Consider the following 26801-nt stretch of genomic DNA (forward strand, 5'->3'; position numbering starts at 1 on the left):
CCATCCCGATCAGCGGCCATGCGCCACGAGGCCACTGTTTCTTCCCCTAACGGGCTGAACTTTTGTTGATCGTGGGTCAGTTGGCCGTTGCATCGCCCTACCCTTCAAAGGGTGAACCAACTGATGTCCTGTGCGACCGAAGAGGTGTCCGACGGCTTGTCCGCAACGGAGTACGCACTCACGCAGACGCTTCCCGGTGCGCTGCCCGAAGCGCTGCGCACCGAACTCGTCGCCTTCCGCCGTGACGTGCACATGCACCCGGAGCTCGGCAACCAGGAGTTCCGTACCACCGCCGCCATCAAGACCCGGCTGGAGGAGGCGGGTCTCGCCCCCCGGGTGCTCAAGGCCGGCACAGGGCTCGTCTGCGACGTGGGGGAGTGGGACGGCGTGCGCCCCATGCTGGCCCTGCGCGCCGACATCGACGCGCTGCCCATCCCCGACACCAAGCTCGGCGTGCCCTACCGCTCCACGGTGCCCGACCGCGCCCACGCCTGCGGGCACGACGTGCACACCACCGTCGTCCTCGGCGCCGGCCTGGTCCTCGCGGACCTGGCGCGCAAGGGGCAGCTGCCCTTCGCGGTGCGGCTGATCTTCCAGCCCGCCGAGGAGGTCCTGCCGGGCGGCGCCGCCGACGCCATCAAGGAGGGCGTCCTCGACGGCGTAGGGAAGATCATCGCCGTGCACTGCGACCCCCGCGTCGACGCGGGCCGCATCGGCCTGCGGCACGGACCCATCACCTCAGCCTGCGACCGCCTGGAGGTCTCGCTCGACGGGCCCGGCGGACACACCGCGCGGCCGCACCTCACCACCGACCTCGTCACCGCCGCCGCCAAGGTCGCCACCGAGGTCCCGGCCGTCGTCGCCCGCCGCGCCGACGCCCGCTCGGGCCTCTCGGTGACCTGGGGTCGCATCGAGTCCGGCCACGCGCCGAACGTGATCCCGCAGCACGCCGAGCTGTCCGGGACCGTGCGCTGCCTGGACCTCAAGGCCTGGCGGGAGGCGCCCGACCTGGTGCACGGCGCGATCCAGGAGATCGCCGACCTCTACCGCGCCAAGTCCGAGGTCACCTACGTCCGTGGCGTCCCGCCCGTCGTCAACGACCCCGGCGTCGCCGACCTGCTGCGCGACGCCATGGCCGAGCGGCGCGGCCCGCTCGCGATCGAGGACACCGAACAGAGCCTGGGCGGCGAGGACTTCTCCTGGTACCTGGAGCACGTGCCCGGCGCCATGGCCCGGCTCGGCGTGCGCAGGCCGGGCGAGCGCACCGTCCGCGACCTCCACCAGGGCGACTTCGACGCGGACGAGTCGGCCATCGCGGTCGGCGTCGAACTCTTCACCGCCACCGCACTGCTGGACGCGGCGCGCACCGGGGCGTGAACCCGGCACGAATAGGTAACGGCCCCGCGGAAAACCGTTCCCCTCCCTTTCTACGCGCGTTACTGTGCGCCGAAATCAGCGCCGTCAGCGGTGCGTTGGGGAACGTGAGGAGTACGTCCTATGCGTCGTGTATCGAGACTTTCCCAAGTGGCCGTGGCGGTGGCGTCGCTCGCCCTCGCCGCTTCGGCGTGCGGCAAGACCAGCAGTGAGGCCGCGCAGGAGGAGGGCGGCAAGGAGCAGGGCTCCGGCGCCTCGTCCTCGTACAAGGGCAAGGGCATCGGTCTGGCCTACGACATCGGCGGGCAGGGCGACCAGTCCTTCAACGACGCCGCCTACGCGGGCTACACCAAGGCCCGCAAGGAGTTCAAGATCGGTGGCGTGGACATGGAGCCGGGCGACGGCGAGTCCAGCGCCGACAAGGTCCAGCGCCTCGAACAGCTCGCCAACCAGGGTTACAACCCCGTCATCGGCGTCGGCTTCGCCTACGCGCCCGCGGTGGAGGCGGCCGCGAAGAAGTTCCCGAAGACCACCTTCGGGATCATCGACGACAACACCGTGAAGGCCGACAACGTCGCCGGTATCGTGTTCCACGACGAACAGGGCTCCTATCTCGCCGGTGTCGCCGCGGCCAAGGCGAGCAAGGCCAAGCACGTCGGATTCGTGGGCGGCGTGGACATTCCGCTGATCCATAAATTCGAGGCCGGATTCGTGCAGGGCGTGAAGTCCGTCGATCCCAAGATCGAAATTGAGAAGCGGTATCTGTCGGAGAAACCGGAGGAGGGCGGATTCGCCAGTCCCGACAAGGGGCAGAACGCGGCCGGCGGCCAGATCGAGGCCGGCGCGGACGTGATCTACCACGCGGCGGGGCTCTCCGGGCAGGGCGTCATCCAGGAGGCCGGCTCCCAGAAGAAGTGGGTGATCGGCGTCGACTCCGACCAGTACAAGCACAAGGCCCTCGCCAAGTACAAGCAGTACATCCTCGGCTCGGCGCTCAAGGACATCGGCGGCGCCGTGTACGACCTGACGAAGTCGGTCGTCGAGGGCGACCCGAGGACGGGCGAGCGGCGCTACGACCTCAAGTCCGGCCGCCTCGGCTTCTCCGACTCCAACCCGAGGTACAGGGCGATGAAGGACGTCGTCGCCGCCGTCGAGAAGGCCAAGCAGGACGTCATCAGCGGCAAGGTGAAGGTCAGGACGGCGCCGTAGCGCGCCGCGAGGACGTTGTACGTAGCACCTCGCGCGCACACCTCACGCCGTTTTACGTAGTACGTACTGCGGCGCTTGGGCGCCCTCCACGAAGGGGGCGCCCACCGCGTGTTCGCCCCCCGGACGCCTCGTGGCCACAGGTCGATAACGGACCGGACAGAAGGGTTCTTATGTCAGGTCTACGCGCGTTACGCTGCGGCGAAATCAGCGCCGGGTGAGGCGCTCGTACCGCTTGTGCTTGCTTGACTCAAGGAGTTCGTCTCTATGCGCCGGGTGTCTCGAATTGCTGTCGCGGGCGCCGCGACCGCAGCCCTCGCCGTCTCCGTCTCCGCCTGTGGTGGCACGTCCAGCGACGCCGCCGCGAGCAAGGACGACAAGAACAAGGGCGTCGCCATCGCCTACGACGTCGGCGGCGCCGGCGACCAGTCCTTCAACGACGCCGCGACCGAGGGCATGAAGAAGGCCGCCAAGGACTTCAAGACCGGCGAGAAGGCCGTCGAGCCGGTCGACGGCGAGTCGGACGCCGACAAGACGCAGCGCCTGACGCAGCTCGCCAAGCAGGGCTACAACCCCGTCATCGGTGTCGGCTACGCCTACGCCCCGGCGATCAAGGAGGTCGCGGCGAAGTTCCCGAAGGTCACCTTCGGCATCGTCGACGACGAGACCGTCAAGGCCGACAACGTCTCCGACCTGGTCTTCAGCGAGCAGGAGGCGTCCTACCTCGCGGGCGTCGCCGCCGCCAAGACCACCAAGACCAAGACCGTCGGCTTCGTCGGCGGCGTGGACGTCCCCCTCATCCACAAGTTCGAGGCGGGCTACGCCCAGGGCGTCAAGGACACGAACCCCAAGGTCAAGGTCGTCAAGCAGTACCTGACGGAGAAGGCCGAGGACGGCGGCTTCACCAGCCCCGACAAGGGCAAGACCGCCGCTCAGGGCCAGATCGAGAAGGGCGCCGACGTGGTCTACCACGCGGCCGGCCTCTCCGGTCAGGGCGTCATCGAGGCCGCCGCCGCCAAGAAGGTCTGGGCGATCGGCGTCGACTCCGACCAGTACAAGCAGGACGCCCTCGCCAAGTACAAGAAGTACATCCTGACCTCGGCGACCAAGGACGTCGCGGCCTCGGTGTACAACCTGGCGAAGGCCGTCGAGGACGGTAACGCCAAGGGCGGCGTCGTCCGCGCCGACCTCAAGTCGGGCGGTGTCGCGCTCGCCAAGTCCAACCCCGAGTTCATGAAGATGAAGGACGTCCAGGCCGCGCTGGCGAAGGCCGAGGCCGGCATCAAGGACGGCAAGATCAAGGTCAAGACCACGCCGTAAGGCGGTAGTTGACCCTACGCTCGCCGTCAGAACCTGTGTCAGGCTCTGACGGCAGCGTGCTGCTCGTGTGGCGGGGTGCGGGGGACGCCGGTCCACCCGCGCCCCGTTCGCGCGAGCCACTTTTCACCCGCAGGGGCACTGCGCGCGTAGGCGGCCCCTTTCCTTCAGGCCCTTCAGGCCCTCTGGCCCCCGAGGAGAGTGCGCCATCGACGCGTCCACCAACCCTCCGCCCATCGCCGTCGAACTCGCCGGCATCACCAAGCGCTTCCCCGGAGTCGTCGCCAACCACGACATCCACCTCACCGTCCGCAAGGGCACCGTGCACGCCCTCGTCGGCGAGAACGGCGCCGGCAAGTCGACGCTGATGAAGATCCTCTACGGCATGCAGAAGCCGGACGAGGGCACCATCACCGTCGACGGTGAGCAGGTCGCCTTCTCCAGCCCCGCCGACGCCATCGTGCGCGGCATCGGCATGGTCCACCAGCACTTCATGCTCGCCGACCAGCTGACCGTCCTGGAGAACATCGTCCTCGGCAGCGAGAAACTGCACGGCATCGGCGGCGCGGCCCGCCGCGCGATCCTCGACCTCTCCGACCGCTACGGCCTCGGGGTGCGCCCCGACGCGTACGTCGAGGACCTCGGCGTCGCCGACCGCCAGCGCGTGGAGATCCTCAAGGTCCTCTACCGCGGCGCCACCACGCTGATCCTCGACGAGCCGACGGCCGTGCTCGTGCCGCAGGAGGTCGACGCGCTCTTCGACAACCTCCGCGAGCTCAAGTCCGAGGGCCTGTCCGTCATCTTCATCTCGCACAAGCTGGGTGAGGTCCTCTCCGTGGCCGACGACATCACCGTCATCCGGCGCGGCACGACGGTCGGCACGGCGATCCCCTCCGAGACGACCCCGCGCCAGCTCGCCGAGCTGATGGTGGGCAGCGAACTGCCGACCCCCGAGACGGCGGAGTCCACGGTCACCGACCGCCCGATGATCCAGGTGGAGGGCCTCAAGCTGCTCGCCGACGGCGAGTCGGGCCGCGCCCTGCTCGACGACATCTCCTTCACGATCCACGAGGGAGAGGTCCTCGGCATCGCGGGCGTCGAGGGCAACGGCCAGACCGAGCTGATCGACGCGCTGATCGGCCTCAAGCACGCCGACTCCGGCGTCATCCGCATGGCGGGCGAGGACATCACCGGCACGGCGACCCGCAAGCGGCGCGAGGACGGCATCGGGTACATCCCCGAGGACCGCCACCGCCACGGCCTCCTCCTGGAGTCCCCGCTGTGGGAGAACCGCATCCTCGGCCACGTCACGGAGAAGCCGAACGCACGCGGCTTCTGGCTGGACCCCAAGGGAGCCCAGGCCGACACCCGCCGCATCGTCGAGGAGTACGACGTCCGTACGCCCGGCATCGACGTGACGGCCGCCTCGCTGTCCGGCGGCAACCAGCAGAAGCTGATCGTCGGCCGCGAGATGAGCCACCACCCGCGCTTCCTGATCGCCGCCCACCCCACCCGCGGTGTGGACGTCGGCGCGCAGGCGCAGATCTGGGACCAGATCCGCGAGGCGCGCCGCGAGGGCCTGGCCGTCCTGCTGATCTCCGCCGACCTGGACGAGCTGATCGGCCTCTCCGACACCCTCCGCGTGATCTACCGCGGACGGCTCGTGGCGGACGCCGACCCGGCCACCATCACGCCGGAGGAGCTGGGCTCGGCGATGACGGGTGCCGCCTCCGGACACCTGGAACACGTTGAGTCCGGTGACGGCTCCGAGGCGTCCGAGGAGGACGAGACCCGATGAAGAAGTTCGACAAGGAGCGCGTGCTCCTCGCGGTGGCCGCCCCGGTCATCGCGCTGTTCGTGGCCGTGGCGCTGACCTCGGTCGTGCTGCTCGCCTCGGGCAAGAGCCCGATCGAGCCGTACACCCTGATGCTGGAGCAGATCTCCTACTCCGACGTCCAGGTGCTGACCATCAACCAGGCAGGCATGTACTACCTGGCGGCGCTCGCGGTGGCCATCGGCTTCCGCATGAACCTGTTCAACATCGGCGTGGACGGCCAGTACCGCCTCGCGGCGATGGTCACCGCCGTCGTCGGCGCGCACGTCGCTCTCCCGGCCGCGCTCCAGATCCCGCTGCTCATCGTGGTCGCCATGCTCACCGGCGCCTTCTGGGCGGGCATCGCGGGTCTCCTCAAGACCACCCGCGGCGTCAGCGAGGTCGTCGCCACGATCATGCTCAACGCCATCGCGACGAGCGTCATCGGCTACCTCACCCTCACCGAGAACTTCGGTGTGCCGGTGGGCAACAACCAGACCACCGGCGTGATGAAGGAGTCCGGCTGGTTCCCCGGCATCAAGCTGGCGGGCGGCGAGGTCTACGGCTTCGTCTTCGTCGCCGTCCTCGCGGGCGTCCTGTACTGGCTGGTCCTCAACCGCACCCGGTTCGGCTTCGACCTGCGCGCCACCGGCGCCTCCGAGTCGGCCGCCGCGGCCTCCGGCGTCAACGCCAAGCGCATGGTGCTCACCGCCATGCTGATCTCCGGCGCGATGGCGGGCCTCGCGGGCCTGCCGATCCTGCTCGGCGACACCCACACCTACAGCCTCAGCTTCCCCGCGGGCCTCGGCTTCACCGCCATCGGCATCGCGCTCCTCGGCCGCAACAACCCGGTCGGCATCGCGCTGGCCGCGCTGCTGTGGGCCTTCCTCGACAAGGCCTCGCCCGCCCTGGACTACGCGACCCCGGTCGCGTACGACAAGGAGATCGCGGTGATCATGCAGGGCCTCATCGTGATCGCGGTCGTCGTCTCCTCGGAGACCGTGCGCCGCTGGGGCCTGCGCCGTCAGCAGCGGCGCGTCGGTGAGGAACTGGCCGCCGCCGCCCGGGCGAACGCCAACAACGGCAACAACGGCAACAACGACTCCGCGAAGGAGGTGGCTGCCCGATGAGCACGGCATCCGTGGCCAAGCCCCCGGCCAAGCAGCCCGCCGCGGGCCGCCGCCGCATCTCGCTCCCCGTCCTCCTGCTCTCCATCGCCGGCGTCCTGGTGCTGATCTCGCTGGTCCGCGTCATCACCGGCGCCGACGGCATCACGTCCACCGGCCAGATGTCCACGGCGCTCAAGCTCGCCGTGCCGATCGGCCTCGCGGGCCTCGGCGGCCTGTGGGCCGAGCGCGCGGGCGTCGTCAACATCGGCCTCGAAGGCATGCTCATCCTCGGCACCTGGTTCGGTGCCTGGGCGGGCTTCCAGTGGGGCCCGTGGGTCGGTGTCCTCTTCGGCGTCCTCGGCGGCGCGCTCGGCGGCCTGCTGCACGCGATCGTGACGGTCACCTTCAACGTCAACCACATCGTCTCCGGTGTGGCCCTGAACATCCTCGCCCTGGGCGTCACCCGCTACCTCGCGACGTTCGCCTTCGAGGGCGAGGAGGGCGGTACGTCGAAGCAGTCACCGCCCGTCGAATCTCTGGGGGACTTCTCGGTCCCCGGCCTCTCCGACTGGCTCATGGACCTCAACGGCAAGCACTGGTTCCTGGTCTCCGACCTCGCGGGCCTGATCGGCGGCCTGGTCACCGGCCTGTCGCCGCTCACCGTGGTGGCGGTCGCGATGGTGCCGCTGAGCTGGTGGGTGCTGTGGCGCACGTCGTTCGGGCTGCGGCTGCGCTCCTGCGGCGAGAACCCCGTCGCCGCCGAGTCCCTCGGCGTCAACGTCTACAAGTACAAGTACCTCGCCGTGATCATCTCGGGCGGCTTCGCCGGCCTCGGCGGCGCCTTCCTCTCGCTGGTCGCCTCCAACATCTATCTGGAGGGCCAGACGGGCGGCCGCGGTTACATCGGCCTCGCCGCGATGATCTTCGGTAACTGGATGCCGGGCGGACTCGCGCTCGGCGCGGGCCTGTTCGGCTACACCGACAGCCTGAAGCTCCGGGGCGGCGGTACGAACGTCCACGCGCTGCTGCTGCTCCTCGCGATCCTGCTGGTCATCGGCGCGATCTACCTCGCCTGGCGCAAGCGCTACGTGCCCGCGGCGATCACCGCGGCCGTCTCCGTGCTGATGTTCCTGTGGTACGGGTTGACGGACGAGGTGCCCAACCAGGTCGTCACCGCCACCCCGTACGTGGTGACCCTGCTGGTCCTCTCGCTCTCCGCCCAGCGGCTGCGGATGCCGAAGGCGGACGGAATGCCGTACCGAAGGGGACAAGGAAAGTGACGACTGCCGCCCAGGACACCGACTGGGACGCCCTGCGGGAAGCCGCGCGCGAGGCCATGTCCCGCGCGTACGCGCCCTACTCGGGGTTCCCGGTCGGCGCCGCGGCGCTGGTGGACGACGGCAGGACGGTCTCCGGCTGCAACGTCGAGAACGCCTCCTACGGCCTCGGCCTGTGCGCCGAGTGCGGCCTGGTCTCGCAGCTCCAGCTGACCGGCGGCGGCCGCCTCACCCACTTCACGTGCGTGGACGGCAAGGGCGAGATCCTGATGCCCTGCGGCCGCTGCCGCCAGCTGCTCTACGAGTTCGGGGGCCCGGAGCTGCTCCTGGAGACGGCCTCGGGCGTGCGCACGCTCGCGGACATGCTCCCCGACGCGTTCGGCCCGCAGCACCTCAACTGACGGCAGGCCCCGCCCCCTTGGAGATCTTGGGTGCGGGGCCACCTTCAGCTCGGGGCTCTATGCGCGTAGAGTCGCCTCGTATCTACGTACGTACGTCGCTGTACTGCTGGAAGGACCGCCATGGACGTCATCTCCGTCATCCGCACCAAGCGCGACCGGGGCGAGCTGACCGATGAGCAGATCGACTGGGTCATCGACGCCTACACGCGCGGCGCGGTCGCCGACGAGCAGATGTCGGCCCTCGCGATGGCGATCCTGCTCAACGGCATGAACCGCAAGGAGATCGCCCGCTGGACCGCCGCGATGATCGCGTCCGGCGAGCGCATGGACTTCTCCTCGCTCTCCCGCCCCACCGCCGACAAGCACTCCACGGGCGGGGTCGGCGACAAGATCACGCTGCCGCTCGCCCCGCTGGTCGCCGCGTGCGGCGCGGCCGTCCCGCAGCTGTCGGGCCGCGGTCTCGGCCACACCGGCGGCACCCTGGACAAGCTGGAGGCCATCCCCGGCTGGCGCGCCCTGCTCTCCAACGAGGAGATGCTGAACGTCCTGGACGGCGTCGGCTCGGTGATCTGCGCGGCGGGCGACGGCCTGGCCCCCGCCGACAAGAAGCTCTACGCCCTGCGCGATGTCACCGGCACGGTGGAGGCGATCCCGCTGATCGCCTCCTCGATCATGTCCAAGAAGATCGCCGAGGGCACGGGCTCGCTCGTGCTCGACGTGAAGGTCGGCACCGGCGCCTTCATGAAGAACATCGAGGACGCGCGTGAACTGGCCTCCACGATGGTGGAGCTGGGCACGGACAGCGGCGTCCGCACGGTGGCCCTGCTCACCGACATGTCGACCCCGCTCGGCCTGACGGCGGGCAACGCCCTCGAAGTCCGCGAGTCGGTCGAGGTGCTGGCGGGCGGCGGCCCGGCGGATGTGGTGGAACTGACCCTGGCCCTCGCGCGCGAGATGCTGGACGCGGCCGGCCTGAAGGACGCCGACCCGGCGAAGGCGCTCGCGGACGGCTCGGCGATGGACGTATGGCGCCGGATGATCGCGGCGCAGGGCGGAGACCCGGACGCGGAGCTGCCGGTGGCACGGGAGCGGCACGTGGTGACGGCCCCGTCGTCGGGTGTCCTGACCCGCCTCGACGCGTACGACATCGGCGTCGCGGCCTGGCGCCTGGGCGCGGGCCGCGCGCGCAAGGAGGACGTGGTCCAGGCCGGCGCGGGCGTCGAGCTGCACGCCAAGCCGGGCGACTCCGTCGAGGCGGGCGCGCCCCTGATGACCCTGCACACGGACACGCCGGAGCGGTTCGCGTACGCGCTGGAGTCGGTGGAGGGGTCGTACGACATCGCGCCGTCGGGCACGGACTTCTCGCCGGGGGCGATCGTGCTGGACCGGATCGGCTAGGGGGCGGTCCTCGGGGGCTGGCCGCCGGGCCGGCTGCGGGTACGTCGTGGCTGATCGCGCAGTTCCCCGCGCCCCTTCGGGGCCCTCTGTGACCAGCGCTTACTCGTACGGGTGAACGGGATCGGTGGACCGCCGCCGGTCCCGTTCGGCATGCTGGGATCGGTGACGCACCGAAAGAGGAGACCGCCATGAGCGCACTCACCGTAGGCCACGGATCGGGGCAGGACTGGGACGACCTCGTCCGGCTCTGGGAGGAGATGGAGTGGCCCGAGGGCAGCAAGGTGGAGATCATCGAAGGGGTCATCACCGTGTCGCCTAGCCCGGCCAATCGCCACAATCTCGTCACGGAGAAGGTGCAGCGCCTGTTGTACTCCGTGCTTCCGGATGACTGGGGCGTCTTTCAGACCCTGTCCGTCGCCGTGCCCTCGAAGCTCGGCATGTTCATCCCCGACCTCGTTGTGATCCCCCTCGCGGAAGTGGAAGCTCCGGGGACGTATGTTCCGGCCGGTGCCGCCGAACTCGTGGTCGAGGTGACGTCCCCCTCCAACGCCCGCCACGACCGCATCAGCAAGCCCGCCGCCTACGCCGCCGCCGGCGTCCCCCTCTACCTCCTCATCGACCGCTGGGCCTCCGGCGGCCCCACCATCACCCTGTACGGCGAGCCCAGGGGCGATGTCTACCGAGTCCTGAGGGCCTGCAAGTTCGGCGAGCCCATCAAGCTCCCCGAGCCTTTCGACCTGGACCTCGACACGAGCGCGTTCCCCCAGGACTGACCGCGGACGGGGCGTCGACCTGCTAGGACGCGATGAGGCGGCTGGTGAAGCCTGCGGTGAGGAGGCTTTCGTACGCGGCATGGACGTCGTCCGGCTGCTCTTGGCGTAGGAGCGACGCGCCATATGCGGCTTGGAGACCGGCAGCACTGAGGTAGCCCGCCTCCTGAACGAGCAGCCCGCCTCCTGAACGAGCAGCCCGCCTTCTGAACGGCACAGTCCGCCCCCTGGACGAGGCAGCCCACCCCCGAAGCGATGAGTTCCGCCCGACCGGACGGTCAACCCTGCGTGGCCGATTCCGAAGCGAACCTCATCCATGTCGCGGGGCCCCTGCGCCCGGGCGACGTCCCGTCCCTGTGCGAGCAGGTCACGGCCGCCCGGCACGGGCCCGGAGACGTCATCTGTGATGTCTCCGCCGTCACCACCGCCGACCTCACCACCGTCGACGCCATCGCCCGCCTGCACCTCGCCGCCCGCAGGGCCGGGGGCGGGATCCGCCTGAGGAATCCCGCCCCCGCCCTGCTGGCACTGCTGGGCCTCGTCGGCCTTGTCGAACTGCTCGGGCTAGTCGTCGAGATGGAGGGGCACCCCGAACAGCGGGAACCACCGCTCGGTGTCCAGGAAGCAGTGGAAGCCGGCGATGCGTCCCTCTGAGATCTCGATGACCTGGATCGACCAGGGCATGAAGCCGCCGTTGTCGGGGTCGGGCTTGTACTGCGCGAAGCCCGGCGTGCCGTTCACGTCCACCGGCAGCAGGCGGCCGTTGGCACACGCGGCGCCCATCGTGGACATGAAGCCGGTGATGTCCGCCGTGCCGCGCAGCCACAGGTCGAACGGCGGCATCGTCATGACGGCGTCCTCGGCGAGCAGCGCGGTCAGCGCTGCCATGTCGTACCCCTCGAAGGCGGCGACATAGCGCTCCAGGAGCTTCTGCTGCTCCTCGTCCAGCGGATCGGAGACGGCCGTGTCGTCCTCCGGCCGCTCGGCGAGGGTGGCGCGGGCCCGCTGGAGCGCGCTGTTCACCGAGGCGACGGAGGTGTCGATCAGCTCGGCGACCTCGCTGGCCTTCCAGGCGAGGACCTCGCGCAGGATCAGCACCGCCCGCTGCTTGGGCGGCAGGTTCTGGAGGGCCGCGACGAAGGCCAGGCGCACCGACTCCTTGGCGACGGCGGCCTCGGCGGGGTCACCCGGCGTCGGCAGGATGCGGGCGTCGGGCATCGGCTCCAGCCAGGTGTTGTCCGGACGCGGGGTGAGCGCCGCCTGCGCCAGCGGGGCGGCGGCTGTCAGGTCCATGGGGCGGGCGCGGCGGTTGCCCGCGTTCAGCATGTCCAGGCAGACGTTGGTCGCGATTCTGTACAGCCATGAGCGGACGCTGGAGCGGCCCTCGAACTTCTCGAAGCTGCGCCAGGCCCGCACCATCGTGTCCTGCACGGCGTCCTCGGCCTCGAAGGCCGAGCCCAGCATCCGATAGCAGTACCCGGTCAGCTCGACCCGGTACTTCTCCAGCGTGACGTCCAGATCGGCCGTCGTCCCTGCGATGTCGCTCATCCCAACCCACCCCTGCGGCTTCCGAGAAGGGCCCGACAGTGAGGCCCGACACACCGGAAGCTACCGCAGCCCACTGACAACGGCCGCCGGAGTGGGAAAACCCGCAGGTGAAATCAGCGCACGCCCGAATGCGGCAGGGGAGAAGAACTCAGCAGGAGCGGGCCACCAGCCCCCGACGCCGCTCCACCCGCGCCACGTGGGAGCCCCACACCGTCACCGACACGACGCCGGTCACCGCGAGCAGACCGAGCGCCACGGTCCCGCCCCAGCCGCCCGCGTGGAAGGCGACGGCGCCGAGCGTGCCGCCCGCGCTGGAGCCCAGGTAGTACGCGGACTGGTAGAGCGCCGACGCCTGCGCCCGCCCGGTGGTGGCCGTACGGCTCACCGACGAGGACGCGACCGCGTGCCCCGCGAAGAACCCCGCGGTGATCAGCACGAGCCCCAGCAGCACCAGGACCAGCGAGGCCGAGAGGGACAGCAGCAGCCCGCCCGCCGTCGTGCCCACCGCCAGGTACAGCGCCCCGCGCCGCCCGAGCCGCGCCACGAGCTTTCCGGCCGCCGCGGAGGAGACCGTACCGACGAGGTAGACGAGGAAGATCGAGCCGATGACGCCCTGGGGGAGCGAGAACGGCGCCTCGGTGAGCCGGTATCCGATCACCGTGTACACCGCGCCGAAGACGGTCATGAACAGCGCGCCGATCGCGTACAGCCTGCACAGAAGCGGGTTGGACAGATGCGTACGCACCGTGCGCGCGAGGGACTTGGGGCTGAGCGAGCCCGGCGTGAAGTGCCGCGGCGCGGGCAGCAGCGCGCGGAAGGCGACCGCGCACAGCACCGCGAGGACGCCGACGACGGCGAGCGCCGCGCGCCAGCCCCAGGCCTGCGCGGCCCAGCCCGTGACGATGCGCCCGCTCATGCCGCCGATGGAGTTGCCCGCCACGAACATGCCGATCGCCCCGACCAGCGCCTTGGGCCGCACCTCCTCGGCGAGGAACGCCATCGCGGACGCCGGAAGCCCGGCGAGGGCCGCGCCCTGCACCGCGCGCAGCGCGATGAGCACCTCGACCGACGGGGCGAAGGGGATGAGGAGCCCGACCACCACCGCGACGGTCAGGGACGCGGTCATCACCGCACGCCGCCCGAAGCGCTCGCTGAGCGCGCTCAGCGGAAGGACGAGGAGAGCCAGTGCGCCCGTGGCCGCCGAGACCGTCCAGCTCGCCGTGCTCGCGCTCGCGCCGAAGTCGGCGGAGAGCAGCGGCAGCAGGGCCTGCGTGGAGTAGAGGAGGGCGAAGGTCGCGACGCCCGCGAGGAAGAGCGCGAAGCTCATCCGGCGGTAGCCGGGACCGCCCGGTGTCAGACGGGAATCGGCGGCAGGGGATGACGGAGTGAGGGCGACCGCATGGGTGGCGGACGCCCCGCTACTGGCAGGAGGCATGCCACGAACGTACGACTCTCTTTTTGATGCGTCCAATGCATGGAAACGCCATAATCGTTCCCATGCCGCATCAGCAGAGGTCACAGCCGCGCCTGTCACACAACAGTGACGTGGAGGACATCGTGACGCTGCTTGCGCCACGCCTCGCGTACTTCGCCGGCGTCGCCCGCACCGAGCACGTCACGCGCGCCGCGCAGGAGATGCAGATCCCCCAGTCGACGCTCTCCCGCGCACTCGTACGTCTCGAACAGGACCTCGGCGTCGACCTGTTCGCCCGCCGCGGCCGCACCGTCTCGCTCACCCCGTCCGGCCGCACCTTCCTCGCCTCGGTCGAGCGGGCGCTCGGCGAGGTGGAGCGCGCGGCCGAGTCGGTGCGCGCCGACGCCGACCCGGCCTCGGGAAAGGTCGCCTTCGGGTTCCTGCACACCATGGGCTCGGAGACCGTGCCCGGCCTGATCCGCGCCTTCCGCGCCGACCACCCCCGGGTGCGCTTCAGCCTCGTGCAGAACTACGGCGAGGCGATGCTGGAGCGCCTGCGCGCGGGCGAGCTGGACCTCTGCCTCACCTCTCCCGTGCCCGACGCCCCCGACCTGGTCGCCCGCCGCCTCGACGAGCAACGCCTGCGCCTGGTCGTGCCCGACGACCACCGCCTCGCCGCCCGCAAGCGGATCCGCCTCGCCGAGGCCGCCGACGAGGCCTTCGTGACCCTGGAGCCCGGCTACGGCCTGCGCCGCATCACGGACGACCTCTGCCAGGAGGCGGGCTTCAAGCCCCGCGTGGCCTTCGAGGGGGAGGAGGCGGAGACCCTGCGCGGCCTGGTGGCGGCGGGCCTGGGAGTGGCCCTGCTGCCCCCGCCGGCCGTACCCCGCCCGGGAGTCGTCGAACTGACGGTGACGGGCCAGCGGGCGGTACGGGAGATCGGCGTGGCCTGGCTGGGCGGTCACCCGGACACCCCGCCGGTGGCGGCGTTCAAGGAGTTCCTGCTGAGCAGAAAGGGAAAACTGCTTCAGCAGGCCGGCGTGCACCAGCCCGGCCCCGGCGGGAGTTCAAGCCCGTCCGGCGATTGAGGACGAACACGGCGAAGCCGGTGATCGACCGCGCCCCGGCGCCGGCTCACCGCCGAAGCGACCGCCCGAACCCCGAGGCGAGCGGCATCCGCAACCCCAAGGGCGGCGGCGCGGCCAACGCGTCCTCCAACGGCCGCGCGAAATCCGTACCGAAGAGCGTCCCCCGCACGAAGTCCGAGGCCAGCGCGAGGACTTCGTCCTGGTGCTGATGAAGCCGGTGCCCGTCGGAGTGCACCTCGAACCGGCACACGTCACGGTTCGTCTTCTTCGCCCGCTCCGCCAGCCGGAACGACAGCTCGGGATCGGTCCGCTCGTCGTTCGTGCCGTGCACGATCAGAACCCGCCGCCCCGCGAGCTGCTTCACCGGCTCGGGCGGCGCCGCCATGTCGTCCTCGGGCAGCCAAGGGGCGATGGCGAGCACGGAGTTGACCGCGCGGTGCCCGGCCGCCCGCAGCGCCGCCCGGCCGCCCATGTCCACCCCGGCCAGGCAGACGGGGACATCGCCGTAGAGGCGTACGACCTCGTCCGCCGCCCAGGCCGTGTCCTCGGCGAGCTGGGCCTGCGCGCCGTTCCAACCCCGGCAGCGGTAGCGCACGACATGCGCGGCGAGCCCGTCCGCCCGCCCGTCGTGGGCCAGCCTGCGCCCCAGCGCGCGCACGGCGCCGGCGGCCAGCGGCGAGGGTCTGCGCGTGGAGGTCTCGGCGCCGCCGGGCAGCAGAAGGGCCACGCCGCCCACCGCCGAAGGGGCCGCTTTGATCACTCGCCCGAGCCTCGGCGTGCCCGCGGGCCCCGCCGTCCCTTGCTGTGCCATGACAGAACAGTGTCAGAAGGCATGGTGTACGCCACCCGTCCGCCGGGTCACTGTTACGTATCGACCAGTGAGTTCTACGCGCGTAGGCGCTAGAGTGCCGAAATGACGAGCCAGACACACACGACCGGTCACACGGACCGTGAAACGCCCAGCGCCGAACAGATCCGCCGCGCCCCCAAGGTGCTCCTCCACGACCACCTCGACGGCGGCCTGCGCCCCGGCACGATCGTCGACCTCGCCCGCGACTGCGGCTACGAGGGACTGCCCGAGACCGACCCCGACAAGCTCGGGATCTGGTTCCGCGAGGCGGCCGACTCCGGTTCCCTGGAGCGCTATCTGGAGACCTTCGCCCACACCTGCGCGGTGATGCAGACGAAGGACGCCCTCAAGCGGGTGGCCGCCGAGTGCGCCGTAGACCTCGCCGAGGACGGCGTGGTCTACGCCGAGATCCGCTACGCCCCCGAGCAGCACCTGGAGAACGGCCTCACGCTCGAAGAGGTCGTCGAGGCGGTCAACGAAGGCTTCCGCGAGGGCGAGCGTCGCGCGAAGGCGAGCGGCCACCGCATCCGCGTCGGCGCGCTGCTCACCGCCATGCGGCACGCCGCCCGCGCGCTGGAGATCGCCGAGCTGGCCAACCGCTACCGCGATCTGGGCGTCGTCGGCTTCGACATCGCGGGCGCCGAGGCGGGCTTCCCTCCCACCCGCCACCTCGACGCCTTCGAGTTCCTCAAGCGCGAGAACAACCACTTCACGATCCACGCGGGTGAGGCCTTCGGCCTGCCGTCGATCTGGCAGGCCCTCCAGTGGTGCGGCGCCGACCGCCTCGGCCACGGCGTGCGCATCATCGACGACATCGAGATCGCCGACGACGGCACCGTCAAGCTCGGCCGCCTCGCGTCGTACGTACGGGACAAGCGCATCCCGCTGGAGCTCTGCCCGACGTCCAACCTCCAGACGGGTGCCGCCACCTCCTACGCCGAGCACCCCATCGGCCTCCTGCGCAAGCTGCACTTCCGAGCCACGGTGAACACCGACAACCGTCTGATGTCGGGCACCAGCATGAGCCGCGAATTCGAGCACCTGGTCGGCACGTTCGGCTACACGCTCGATGACATGCAATGGTTCACAGTCAATGCGATGAAATCAGCGTTCATTCCTTTCGATGAACGGCTGGCCATGATCAGTGATGTGATCAAGCCCGGCTATGCCGAGCTGAAGTCCGAATGGCTGTTCCGCCAGACGGTCTCGACCAGCGCGTCTGCCGGGAGCTAGCGGGTCGTATCGCGTCCTTGCGCGATGTGTCGGCGGCCGGGTTCTTCGTCACCCGGCCGCTTTTCGCTGCCCGCGGGCCGTGATCGGCGGTGTTTACGGTCGTTGAACCGCGCAGATCCCCGTCATCGAATTCGCAAGGACGCATTGAAGATGAAGCAGTCTGCTGCCAAGACCCTCGGTGTCGCCGCTCTCGGTGCCGCCTTCGCCGCCGCCGGTGCCGGTGCCGCGAACGCCGCCGCCGGTCTCCCTGACGTGACCTCGGCCCTGGGCCCGGTCAGCTCGATCCTCCCCCTGGACCAGGCTGCCAAGACGCTGCCCGCCGGCGCCCCCCAGTCGCTCGCCGCCGCGCAGGGCGCCATCGCCGGTGGCCTCACCGCCGTGCAGCCCACCCTCGACAAGGTGACCTCCTCCGCCATGCCGCCCGCGGCCAAGGGCGCCGCGGCTCCCGCCACCGCCGCCCCCGCCACCGCCGCCCCCGTCCCCACCTCCCCGGTCGGCGAGCTGCTCGGCGGCGTGCCCGTGGGCGGCGTGCCCCTCGGCGGCAGCGCCATCAACGGCCTGCCGCTCGGCTGACCCCGCAGCGCACACACCGATGGGGCGCCCCTCCACAAGGAGGGGCGCCCCATCGTGTCGTCACCAGGCGTTACGGGTCTTGCTCTCGTCCGGCAGCAGGAACCACAGGGCGAGGTAGAGCAGGAACTGCGGGCCGGGGAGCAGGCAGGACGCCACGAAGATCACGCGCATCGTGGTCGCGGAAGTGCCGAAGCGCTTGGCCAGGGAGGCGCACACTCCGCCGATCATCCGGCCGTGGGTGGGGCGGGTAAGGGCGGTCATGTCGGGCTCCTTCACGAACCGTAGGGGCGAGGCTGTCGGGTCTGCCTCGATGCTTCAAAGCTACGGGTACCCAACAGGCCGAACGTCGCTCTACGGGGCGATCCCGACCCTGGGAATCGTCGGGGTCGACCCCTGAGGGGCCTCCTCCCGCAGGAGGGCCGTGACGTGCTCCGGATCCACACGGCGACGCAGTCTGGCGCGCACCGCGGGCACCACGGCCACATGAGCCAGAGCGACCCCGAGGGTGTTCAGGAGCAGCGAGTCGATGTCGACGACCTGCCCGGGCACCCCGGTCTGGAGCAGCTCGATGCCGAGCGAGAGCAGCGCACCTGCGGCGACCGTACGCACCAGGGAACCCCACGGCGAGACGAGGAGCCGTCCGCCGGCCAGTGGGAGCAGCACGCCGAGCGGGGCGAGCAGCAGCAGGGCCTCGCCGATCCGGCGGGTCGCCTGGAGGCCGCCGAGCGCCAGATCCGCCTTGATCCCGGCGAGCGGCCGCAGATTCGCGGCGCTCACCCAGGGAACGTCCAGCGGACGCAGCGTGATCCATCCGACGAGCAGAAGGTGCGCGACGAGGAGGAATCCTCCCGCCGCGCGGAAGCGGATGGCGGCAGTACGGCCGCCCGAGCCTTGACGCACGCCCCCCAAGACGCCAGAGGCGGCAGGATCGGTTCCGCGTACCGCCGCGGGCCGTGCGGCGCGTGCCGGGCGCGGGCCCCTACTCCACCGTCTTCGTGGGCAGCGCCACCGTGCCGGGGCGGGAGCGGACCTCGGGCGTGCAGGAGTAGCGCCGCAGCGGATCGTCCCCGGGGCCGCCCATGATCACTGTCTGGTCCTCGGCGGCCGCGGCGCTGTCGGCCAGCGTGCACACGATCTGCGCGAGCGCGAACGCGGACAGGTCCTCGGGCGGCGTACTGAACCGCAGCGTGTCCTCAGGGTCGCCGTCGGCGGGGCCGGAGACCCGCACGCCACCCCGTACGTCCGTGGCGAGGCCCGCCTGCTTCTCGGACTCCGAGGGCGGTGCGGCCAGCTCGTCGAGGAGGGCCTGGGCGATCCGGACCCGGTCGGTGGCCGCCTTGTCCTCGTGGACCCGCACGGTACGGTCGACGGCCACCAGCTGGGCCGCGCACACCAGGAAGACCTCGACGGGAACCCCGCTGCCCGACTGCGAGGCGATGGCGGAGCCCGACATCACGCACGGCACCCGCGACGGCGCGGGCCCGAAGTCGGTGGGCACCTCCGTCGACCTGATCCCGCACCCGGCGAGCGCGGCGGCGAGCACCGCGGTGGCCGCCGCGGCCCGGATCCGACGCCCCTTCACGCCTGGCCTCCCTCGACACGGTCCTCGCTACCGTCCTCGTCGCGGGCCGTGTCCCGCGCGCAGTCCTCCCCGTCGCTCTCGCTGTCGCACGGCAGCCACAGCGTGAAGACGGCGCCGCCCTTGGGGCAGTTGGCCGCGGAGATGTCCCCGCCGTGGATGTGCGCGTTCTCCAGGGCGATGGAAAGCCCCAGTCCGCTGCCCTCGGACCGCGGCCGGGACGCGCTCGCCTTGTAGAAGCGGTCGAAGACGTGCGGCAGGACGTCCTCGGGGATGCCGGGGCCGTGATCGCGTACGGAGATGACGAGCTTCGTGTCCTCGAGCCGCACCGAGACCTCGACCGGGGAACCGCCGTGCTTGAGGGCGTTGCCGATGAGGTTGGCCAGGATGACGTCCAGGCGGCGCGGGTCGAGCCGGGCGGTGATGCCGCGCTCGGCGTCCAGCTCCACCGCGTCCAGCCAGGCGCGCGCGTCGATGCAGGCGGTGATCTGGTCGGCGATGTCGACGTCGTCCAGGACGAGCCGCGCGGTGCCCGCGTCGAAGCGGGTGACCTCCATGAGGTTCTCCACGAGATCGCCCAGGCGGCGCGTCTCGCTCACCACGAGCCGTACGGCGGGCTCGATCATCGGGTCGACGGAACCGGTCTCCGCGTCCAGCTCCTCCTCCAGGACCTCGGTCACCGCGGTGATCGCCGTCAACGGCGTACGCAGCTCGTGCGACATGTCGGCGACGAACCGCCGGGACGCCTCCTCGCGGGCGCTCATGTCGGCGACCTTCTTCTCTAGGTTCTCGGCGGTCCTGTTGAACGTCCTTGAGAGATCGGCGAGTTCGTCGGTGCCGGACACCCGCAGGCGCGTGTCGAGCTTGCCCTCGCCGAGCCGGCGCGCGGCGACGCCCAGGCGGTGCACGGGTTTGAGTACGGTCGTCGCGGCGGCCTGCGCGAGCAGCGCGGAGCCGATCAGCGCCAGACCGGTGGCGATGGCGAGGGACCAGCCCAGCGAACTGAGGTCCTTGGCCTCCGGTTCGAGGGACTTGAGCATGTAGCCGGTCGGGCCGCCGCCGATCACCGTGGCGCCGCCGACCAGGTACGGGGTTCCGTGGTCGACGGTCCGCTGCCAGTACAGGTGGTAGGGGCTGTCGTTGCCGGAGTTGAGCTCCTGCTTCTCGGTGACGGCCTTTTGCAGCGAACCCGGCACCTTGGCGAAGGTGAACGCGTCCAGGTCGGAGTATCCGACGATCCGGCCGCCGCCCTCCTTCTCGGCGACCAGGAGCACGCTGTAGCCCTGGCTGCTGTTGGCCATCTGCCCGGCGGCCGCCTGGAGTTCCTCCTGCGTCGGGTTGGCGCGCAGCGCGCCCGCGCGGGTCTGCATCTGCTGCCGGAAGTCCTTGAGCGCCGCGTCCTGGGCGCGCGTCAGCACGGCCTCGCGGTTGAGCCAGTACGCGATGCCGGACGCCGAGACGGCGGCGGTGAGCGCCACGAGACCGAAGACCAGTACGAGCCTCAGACGCAGGCTCGTGAAGCGCAGTCCCGCCAGAAGGGCCTTGCGTGCCGCGGGCAGGCCGCGGAGCTTGTCCTGCGCTTTGGTCACTGAGGAGTGTCCAGCCGGTATCCGACCCCGCGCACCGTGCGGATCAGCGTGGGCGACGAGGGGACGTCCTCGACCTTGGCGCGCAGCCGCTGCACGCAGGCGTCGACGAGCCGCGAGTCGCCGAGGTAGTCGTGCTCCCAGACGAGCCGCAGCAACTGCTGCCGGGACAGGGCCTGTCCGGGCCTGCGGCTCAGCTCCAGGAGCAGCCGCAGCTCGGTCGGCGTGAGCTGGAGGTCCTCGCCGTTCTTCGTCACGGTCATCGCGGCCCGGTCGATGACGAGCGAACCGAACGTCGCCGCGTCGTTGGCCTCCCGCTCCCCGCGCCGCAGGACGGCCCTGATCCGGGCGTCGAGCACCCGCCCCTGCACGGGCTTGACCACATAGTCGTCGGCGCCGGACTCCAGGCCCACCACCACGTCGATGTCGTCGCTGCGCGCGGTCAGCAAAATGATGGGCAGCTGGTCGGTGCGCCGGATGCGACGGCACACCTCGAACCCGTCGATGCCCGGCAGCATCACGTCCAGCACGATCAGGTCGGGCCGCTGCTCACCGAGCAGTTTCAGGCCGTCCTCGCCGGTGGCAGCAGTGGCCACCCGGTGCCCCTGGCGCGTCAGCGAAAGCTCCAGGGCCGTCCGGATGGCGTCGTCGTCCTCGATCAGCAACAGGGAAGGCACGGAGGTCATTCTGTCCCATGCCGGGCCGCACTTCGACTGCTGGAGCGCTCCCACACCGCACCCTCACGCACGGAAGGGACGCCAAGCCCCTGTGACAGGCCTGTGACAGTCGGCGGACACCGTCATGAAGTGGCTCGGGCAGAGTTCTGGTCACACGCAAGAAGCACGGAAGCAAGACGGAACAGGCCGGACTCCACCGACGGGGGGCGCGAGATGAATACGCTGCACAGCACCAGCTCAAGCGCAGTTGTCACGCGTCTCCACGACGTCGGGCGGGGATCTGAGAGGTCCGGTGCCGTGAGCGGGCGGGGGTGCGCTCGCGGCACCGGGCGTCAGCACACCGCGTACATGACGGTGGTTGACGCGCCGCACGGGGGAAGCGCGTACGGGGAGGGCTCGGGGGAGCGGAAGTCCCTGCCGGAGGCGGTGAACGCCGAAGCGGCGTTCACCGCCTACGTCCAGGAACGCCGCGCCTCTCTGTACGCGACGGCATACCACCTGACCGGCGACCGTTTCGAGGCGGAGGACCTGCTCCAGAGCGCCCTCTTCTCGACGTACCGTGCCTGGGACAGGATCAGCGACAAGGCCGCGGTGGGGGGCTACCTCCGCCGCACCATGACGAACCTGCACATCAGCGCGTGGCGCCGCCGCAAGCTGAACGAGTACCCGACCGAGGAACTGCCGGAGACCGTGGGCGACACGGACGCGATGCGCGGCACGGAGCTACGCGCCGTCCTGTGGCAGGCCCTGGCCCGGCTGCCCGAACTCCAGCGCACGATGCTGGTCCTTCGCTACTACGAGGGCCGCACCGACCCGGAGATCGCGGACATCCTCGACATCAGCGTGGGCACGGTGAAGTCCAGCATCTGGCGCTCGCTGCGCCGGCTGCGCGAGGACGACGTCCTCAGCTTCGGCCGTGACCAGGAGGAGTCCTTCGGCGAGTTGGTCGCCTGAGGGCCGGGGGGAACACGGGGGCCGCCGCTCCGGGGGGACGCGGCGGAAGCACGGGGGAACACGGGGGAAAAAGCAGCGGGACCGGTAGGCCGGGGGGGCCTGTCCGGTCCTTCTGTTTGTTCGGCAGGGGTCAGCGCGGGGCAGCCGCGACACGCCGCCCGGCCGCAGCGGAGGCCACCCGCCCGAGCGCCTCCTCGGCCCCGCAGGGATGCGCCCCGAGCCCGGCCTGCCGCGCCACGATCGCACGCTCCGCGCGCATGAGCCGCCACCCCCTCCGAAGGAGGAACGGCACGGACTTGCGCCCCTCCCGGAGATCCCGGAGCAGCCGCCGCCGGAAGGTGGTGGAAGGCCGCCCCCGCAGACAGATCGCGTCGGCGAGCACGCCGATCTCCCGGCACCGCTCCACGATGTCCGCCGCGAAGATCCCCTCCGCGATGAACACGGGTGTCCGCTCGATGTCCAGGGTTGTCCGCCCGACGCGCGCGCTGGTCGCGATGTCGTACACCGGGACGCTCGTACGCCCGGTGCGGCACAGTTCCTCGATCGCGGCGACCGCCACCTCCGCGTCCCAGGACGCCGGCGAGTCCCAGTCGATGTCCGAACTGCCCGGGACCAGCGGCAACGTAGGGTCGCCGGCTTCCTTGTAGAAGTCGTCCAGGCACAGTACGGGCAGCCCGGACCGGGCGGCGAAGGACGACTTGCCCGAGCCTGAGGGGCCGCAGAGCAGCACGACGCGGGCGGGTATCGGGGGATGGGAGCTCACGAGAGAACAGTGTGCGGCATCGCGCCGCGCGGACACCCCCCGCGGGTCGGCTTTGGTGGCGATGTCACACGTCAACTACGCTACGTGCTCGCTCGATTACGCACGACGCACACACACGACGCACGGATATGGGCGGTACTCATGACACGACACACGGCCTCCAGGTCACCCCGTCCCGGCTCCCGCGCACTGCTGCGCGCCGGTCTCGCCCTCACCGTGGCGGGCGCCGCGCTCGGCGCGGGCAGCGCGAGCGCGGCGGCGGTCCCCACGCCGCTCGGCGACGTCGACGGGGCCTCCGCGGTGCAGGCGCTCGTGGGGGCGGCGCGCAGCGCGACGGCGGGCGGACTCAACCCCGCCAGGACCCTTCAGCTGGACCCCCTGGCGAACACCAGCGTGGACCCGCTCAACAACTCGCTCGGCACGCAGGTGGCGGACTTCAAGCCGCTCACCACGGCCGTGGCCACCGGACCGCTCGCCCGAGGGGCCTCCCTGGACGACCTGCCGGTGGTGGGCCCGGCGACGGGCCTGCTGGCGGGCTAGACAAAGCCCCGGCCTCCTGGACGGCGGAGGCCGGGGCTTCGTCGGGGAGATGGCCGGGGGGGACTTGCGCCCGCTAGTAGGCCGAGCCCGAGGCGCCGAGCGAGCCCGTGGGGTGCCAGACCGTCTTGGTCTCCAGGAAGGCCGTCAGGCGGTGCGTGCCGGGGTCGGCGGAGAAATCCACAGGCTGTGGACGCAGTACGCGCTTGAGGTTGTCCGCGGCGGCGATCTCCAGGTCGCGGGCGAGGTCCGCGTCCGCGCCCGTCAGGTCGATCGCGTTGACGTCCTGGTGCGCGGCGAGCGGGGCGGCGATCTCGGCGGTCCTGCCGGTGAGGATGTTGACCACACCGCCGGGGACGTCCGAGGTCGCCAGGACCTCGCCCAGCGAGAGCGCCGGGAGCGGGGCCTTCTCGGAGGCGATCACGACGGCCGTGTTGCCCGTCGCGATCACCGGGGCGAGCACGGAGACCAGGCCGAGGAACGACGACTCCTGCGGCGCGAGCACCGCGACGACGCCCGTCGGCTCCGGGGTCGAGAGGTTGAAGTACGGGCCCGCGACCGGGTTCGCCCCGCCCACGACCTGGGCGATCTTGTCCGTCCAGCCCGCGTACCAGACCCAGCGGTCGATGGCCGCGTCCACGACCGCGGCGGCCTTGGACTTCGAGAGGCCCTCGGCGTCGGCGACCTCGCGCACGAACTGGTCGCGGCGGCCCTCCAGCATCTCGGCGATGCGGTAGAGGATCTGGCCGCGGTTGTACGCGGTCGCGCCCGACCAGCCGCCGAACGCCTTGCGGGCCGCCACGACCGCGTCACGCGCGTCCTTGCGGGACGACAGCGGAGCGTTGGCCAGCCACTTGTCCTTGTTGTCCCGCACCTCGTACACCCGGCCGCTCTCGCTGCGGGGGAACTTGCCCCCCACATACAGCTTGTAGGTCTTGAAGACAGTGAGTCGCTCAGACATCGAGGTACGCCTCCAGGCCGTGGCGGCCGCCCTCGCGGCCGAAGCCCGACTCCTTGTAGCCGCCGAACGGCGAGGTCGGATCGAACTTGTTGAATGTGTTGGCCCAGACGACACCGGCCCGGAGCTTGTTCGCGACCGCGAGGATGCGCGAGCCCTTCTCCGTCCAGATGCCGGCGGAGAGGCCGTACTGGGTGTTGTTGGCCTTGGCGACGGCTTCGTCCGGCGTACGGAAGCTGAGCACGGAGAGGACCGGGCCGAAGATCTCGTCGCGGGCGATGGTGTGCGCCTGCGTGACGTTCGTGAAGAGCGTCGGCGCGAACCAGTAGCCCGACGTGGGCAGTTCGCACGGGGCCGACCAGCGCTCGGCGCCCTCGGCCTCGCCGGTCTCGGCGAGCGCGGTGATGCGGGCCAACTGCTCGGCGGAGTTGATGGCGCCGATGTCGGTGTTCTTGTCGAGCGGGTCGCCGAGGCGGAGGGTGGACAGGCGCCGCTTGAGCGAGTCGAGCAGCTCGTCCTGGACCGACTCCTGTACGAGCAGGCGCGACCCGGCGCAGCAGACCTGGCCCTGGTTGAAGAAGATGCCCGTGACGATGCCCTCGACGGCCTGGTCGATGGGAGCGTCGTCGAAGACGATGTTCGCGCCCTTGCCGCCCAGTTCGAGCGTGACCTTCTTGTCGGTGCCCGCGACCTGGCGTGCGATGGCCTTGCCGACGGCGGTGGAGCCGGTGAAGGCGACCTTGTTCACGTCCGGGTGGGCGGTCAGGGCCGCGCCCGCGTCGCCGTACCCGGGAAGGATGTTGACGACGCCCTTGGGCAGGCCCGCCTGGCGGCAGATGTCCGCGAAGAACAGGGCGCTCAGGGGAGTGGTCTCGGCGGGCTTCAGGACGACCGTGTTGCCGGTCGCGAGCGCCGGAGCGATCTTCCAGGCCAGCATCAGGAGCGGGAAGTTCCAGGGGATGACCTGGCCTGCGACACCGAGGGGCCGCGGGTCGGCGCCGTACCCCGCGTGGTCGAGCTTGTCGGCCCAGCCCGCGTAGTAGAAGAAGTGCGCGGCGACCAGGGGGAGGTCCGCGTCGCGGGTCTCCTTGATCGGCTTGCCGTTGTCCAGGGTCTCCAGGACGGCCAGCTCGCGGCTGCGCTCCTGGATGATCCGGGCGATGCGGAAGAGGTACTTGGCGCGCTCGGCGCCCGGCAGCGCCGACCACTTCTCGAAGGCCTTGCGGGCGGCCTTCACCGCGCGGTCGACGTCCTCGGAGGAGGCCTGCGCGACCTCGGAGAGGACCTCTTCGGTGGACGGGGAGACCGTCTTGAAGACCTTGCCGTCGGCGGCCTCGGTGAACTCGCCGTCGATGAACAGGCCGTAGCTCGGCGCGATGTCGACGACGGAGCGGGACTCGGGCGCCGGGGCGTACTCGAAGGGGGAAGTCATCGGATCAGTCCACCGTCACGTAGTCGGGGCCGGAGTAGCGGCCGGTGGCCAGCTTCTGGCGCTGCATCAGCAGGTCGTTGAGGAGTGACGAGGCGCCGAAGCGGAACCAGTGGTTGTCCAGCCAGTCGGGGCCCGCCGTCTCGTTCACCAGGACGAGGAACTTCACCGCGTCCTTCGTCGAGCGGATGCCGCCCGCGGGCTTCACGCCGATCTGCACGCCGGTCTGCGCGCGGAAGTCGCGGACGGCCTCCAGCATCAGCAGGGTGTTGGACGGGGTGGCGTTGACGCCGACCTTGCCGGTCGAGGTCTTGATGAAGTCGGCGCCGGCGATCATGCCGATCCAGCTGGCGCGCTTGATGTTGTCGTACGTGGACAGCTCGCCCGTCTCGAAGATGACCTTCAGGCGGGCGGTGCCGCAGGCCTCCTTCACGGCGCGGATCTGCTCGTACACCGTCATGTAGTCCCCGGAGAGGAAGGCTCCCCGGTCGATGACCATGTCGATCTCGTCGGCGCCGGCGGCCACGGCCTCGCGCACGTCGCCGAGCTTCACCTCGATCGCGGCGCGGCCCGCGGGGAAGGCGGTCGCGACGGAGGCGACCTTCACGCCGCTGCCCGCGACGGCCTCCTTGGCGGTGGCGACCATGTCCGGATAGACGCAGACGGCCGCGGTGCGCGGCGCGCCACGGTCCGTGGGGTCCGGGTTGACGGCCTTCGCGCCGAGCGCCCGGACCTTGCCCGGGGTGTCGGCGCCCTCCAGCGTCGTCAGGTCGATCATCGAGATGGCCAGGTCGATGGCGTACGCCTTCGCCGTGGTCTTGATCGAACGGGTACCGAGCGAGGCGGCACGCGCCTCCAGGCCGACCGCGTCGACGCCGGGCAGTCCGTGGAGGAAGCGGCGGAGCGTGCTGTCGGACGCTGTCACGTCAGCGAATGCAGTGGACATG

General features: G+C 70.7%; 27 protein-coding genes. 15 read left to right on the top strand and 12 right to left on the bottom strand.

The genetic code is table 11. The features are described from left to right. Positions 1–111 precede the first annotated feature (111 nt). From CP975_RS21840 to CP975_RS21890, 10 genes are all read left to right on the top strand, one after another. Entirely contained in the window at positions 112–1377 is a 1266-nt protein-coding gene (locus tag CP975_RS21840) for a M20 family metallopeptidase (RefSeq protein ID WP_425474269.1), read from the top strand. 120 nt (positions 1378–1497) lie between these two features. Then, positions 1498–2583, top strand: coding sequence for a BMP family lipoprotein (locus CP975_RS21845; protein WP_055531054.1), 1086 nt, complete (start codon positions 1498–1500; stop codon positions 2581–2583). Between the two features lie 264 nt (positions 2584–2847). Continuing rightward, positions 2848–3900, top strand: a complete 1053-nt coding sequence (locus CP975_RS21850) for a BMP family lipoprotein (protein ID WP_055531052.1) — start codon at positions 2848–2850, stop codon at positions 3898–3900. Positions 3901–4105: 205 nt separating this feature from the next. Beyond that, a complete protein-coding gene (locus CP975_RS21855; RefSeq protein WP_425474329.1) occupies positions 4106–5695 on the top strand; it encodes an ABC transporter ATP-binding protein in 1590 nt (529 codons plus the stop codon). Further along, on the top strand, positions 5692–6840 hold the full coding sequence (locus CP975_RS21860; protein ID WP_055531050.1) for an ABC transporter permease: 1149 nt from the start codon (positions 5692–5694) through the stop codon (positions 6838–6840). Before CP975_RS21855 ends, CP975_RS21860 begins: the two co-directional genes overlap by 4 nt. Next, positions 6837–8099, top strand: coding sequence for an ABC transporter permease (locus CP975_RS21865; RefSeq protein WP_055531048.1), 1263 nt, complete (start codon positions 6837–6839; stop codon positions 8097–8099). Before CP975_RS21860 ends, CP975_RS21865 begins: the two co-directional genes overlap by 4 nt. Continuing rightward, positions 8096–8497: a cytidine deaminase gene (locus tag CP975_RS21870; RefSeq protein WP_030779135.1), complete on the top strand. Its 402-nt coding sequence runs from the start codon at positions 8096–8098 to the stop codon at positions 8495–8497. The genes CP975_RS21865 and CP975_RS21870 overlap by 4 nt, the downstream gene beginning before the upstream one ends. Positions 8498–8617: 120 nt before the next feature. Next, positions 8618–9895, top strand: a complete 1278-nt coding sequence (locus CP975_RS21875) for a thymidine phosphorylase (RefSeq protein ID WP_055531047.1) — start codon at positions 8618–8620, stop codon at positions 9893–9895. A gap of 188 nt (positions 9896–10083) precedes the next feature. After that, on the top strand, positions 10084–10668 hold the full coding sequence (locus tag CP975_RS21880) for a Uma2 family endonuclease (RefSeq protein WP_055531045.1): 585 nt from the start codon (positions 10084–10086) through the stop codon (positions 10666–10668). A 285-nt stretch (positions 10669–10953) separates the two neighbouring features. After that, positions 10954–11319 carry an STAS domain-containing protein gene (locus CP975_RS21890; RefSeq protein WP_246201589.1) on the top strand — a complete coding sequence of 122 codons (366 nt, stop codon included), beginning with the start codon at positions 10954–10956 and terminating at the stop codon, positions 11317–11319. On the opposite strand, the gene CP975_RS21895 is transcribed toward CP975_RS21890, so the two are convergent. Continuing rightward, positions 11230–12213, bottom strand: a complete 984-nt coding sequence (locus CP975_RS21895; protein ID WP_055531041.1) for a sigma-70 family RNA polymerase sigma factor — start codon at positions 12211–12213, stop codon at positions 11230–11232. The two genes, CP975_RS21890 and CP975_RS21895, sit on opposite strands and share 90 nt — an antisense overlap. Positions 12214–12361: 148 nt before the next feature. Further along, positions 12362–13648: an MFS transporter gene (locus tag CP975_RS21900; protein WP_055531039.1), complete on the bottom strand. Its 1287-nt coding sequence runs from the start codon at positions 13646–13648 to the stop codon at positions 12362–12364. Between the two features lie 62 nt (positions 13649–13710). Here CP975_RS21900 and CP975_RS21905 point away from each other — a divergent pair, with 62 nt between their 5' ends. Further along, a complete protein-coding gene (locus CP975_RS21905) occupies positions 13711–14715 on the top strand; it encodes a LysR family transcriptional regulator (RefSeq protein WP_055531037.1) in 1005 nt (334 codons plus the stop codon). Between the two features lie 46 nt (positions 14716–14761). On the opposite strand, the gene CP975_RS21910 is transcribed toward CP975_RS21905, so the two are convergent. Next, positions 14762–15526, bottom strand: a complete 765-nt coding sequence (locus CP975_RS21910) for an alpha/beta hydrolase (protein ID WP_055531035.1) — start codon at positions 15524–15526, stop codon at positions 14762–14764. Between the two features lie 102 nt (positions 15527–15628). On the opposite strand from CP975_RS21910, the gene CP975_RS21915 reads away from it, so the two are divergent. Next, positions 15629–16798, top strand: a complete 1170-nt coding sequence (locus tag CP975_RS21915) for an adenosine deaminase (protein WP_055531033.1) — start codon at positions 15629–15631, stop codon at positions 16796–16798. A 150-nt stretch (positions 16799–16948) separates the two neighbouring features. Next, positions 16949–17371: an ATP-binding protein gene (locus CP975_RS21920; protein WP_150477253.1), complete on the top strand. Its 423-nt coding sequence runs from the start codon at positions 16949–16951 to the stop codon at positions 17369–17371. Positions 17372–17431: 60 nt separating this feature from the next. Here the strand turns inward: CP975_RS21920 and CP975_RS21925 are convergent, their stop codons facing one another. The 5 genes from CP975_RS21925 to afsQ1 all read right to left on the bottom strand — a co-directional run bounded on the left by CP975_RS21925 (position 17432) and on the right by afsQ1 (position 21213). Further along, on the bottom strand, positions 17432–17632 hold the full coding sequence (locus tag CP975_RS21925; protein ID WP_030779108.1) for a PspC domain-containing protein: 201 nt from the start codon (positions 17630–17632) through the stop codon (positions 17432–17434). 90 nt (positions 17633–17722) lie between these two features. Continuing rightward, complete coding sequence (locus CP975_RS21930) at positions 17723–18271, bottom strand: VanZ family protein (protein WP_030779106.1); 549 nt, start codon at positions 18269–18271, stop codon at positions 17723–17725. A gap of 79 nt (positions 18272–18350) precedes the next feature. Then, positions 18351–18953: a hypothetical protein gene (locus CP975_RS21935; protein WP_199783143.1), complete on the bottom strand. Its 603-nt coding sequence runs from the start codon at positions 18951–18953 to the stop codon at positions 18351–18353. Next, the gene (locus tag CP975_RS21940; protein WP_055534199.1) at positions 18950–20539 is read right to left on the bottom strand and encodes a sensor histidine kinase; all 1590 of its coding nucleotides are present in this window, start codon (positions 20537–20539) and stop codon (positions 18950–18952) included. Before CP975_RS21940 ends, CP975_RS21935 begins: the two co-directional genes overlap by 4 nt. Continuing rightward, complete coding sequence (afsQ1, locus tag CP975_RS21945; RefSeq protein ID WP_030779097.1) at positions 20536–21213, bottom strand: two-component system response regulator AfsQ1; 678 nt, start codon at positions 21211–21213, stop codon at positions 20536–20538. Before afsQ1 ends, CP975_RS21940 begins: the two co-directional genes overlap by 4 nt. Positions 21214–21426: 213 nt before the next feature. Between afsQ1 and CP975_RS21950 the strand changes: the two genes are divergently transcribed. Next, positions 21427–22167, top strand: a complete 741-nt coding sequence (locus CP975_RS21950; protein ID WP_150477254.1) for a SigE family RNA polymerase sigma factor — start codon at positions 21427–21429, stop codon at positions 22165–22167. A 130-nt stretch (positions 22168–22297) separates the two neighbouring features. Here the strand turns inward: CP975_RS21950 and CP975_RS21955 are convergent, their stop codons facing one another. Beyond that, positions 22298–22930, bottom strand: coding sequence for a uridine kinase family protein (locus CP975_RS21955; RefSeq protein WP_055536261.1), 633 nt, complete (start codon positions 22928–22930; stop codon positions 22298–22300). 141 nt (positions 22931–23071) lie between these two features. On the opposite strand from CP975_RS21955, the gene CP975_RS21960 reads away from it, so the two are divergent. Further along, complete coding sequence (locus tag CP975_RS21960) at positions 23072–23470, top strand: hypothetical protein (protein ID WP_055536260.1); 399 nt, start codon at positions 23072–23074, stop codon at positions 23468–23470. 73 nt (positions 23471–23543) lie between these two features. On the opposite strand, the gene CP975_RS21965 is transcribed toward CP975_RS21960, so the two are convergent. From CP975_RS21965 to deoC, 3 genes are read right to left on the bottom strand one after another with little or no spacing between them, the layout of a single operon-like run. Next, entirely contained in the window at positions 23544–24428 is an 885-nt protein-coding gene (locus CP975_RS21965) for an aldehyde dehydrogenase family protein (RefSeq protein ID WP_055536259.1), read from the bottom strand. Then, entirely contained in the window at positions 24421–25857 is a 1437-nt protein-coding gene (locus tag CP975_RS21970) for an aldehyde dehydrogenase family protein (RefSeq protein WP_055536258.1), read from the bottom strand. Before CP975_RS21970 ends, CP975_RS21965 begins: the two co-directional genes overlap by 8 nt. 4 nt (positions 25858–25861) lie before the next feature. Then, positions 25862–26800 (bottom strand): deoxyribose-phosphate aldolase, encoded by a 939-nt coding sequence (gene deoC / locus CP975_RS21975; RefSeq protein WP_030779081.1) that lies wholly within the window; start codon positions 26798–26800, stop codon positions 25862–25864. Position 26801: the final 1 nt, after the last annotated feature.

The sequence above is a fragment of the Streptomyces alboniger genome (assembly GCF_008704395.1).
Lineage (GTDB): Bacteria > Actinomycetota > Actinomycetes > Streptomycetales > Streptomycetaceae > Streptomyces > Streptomyces alboniger.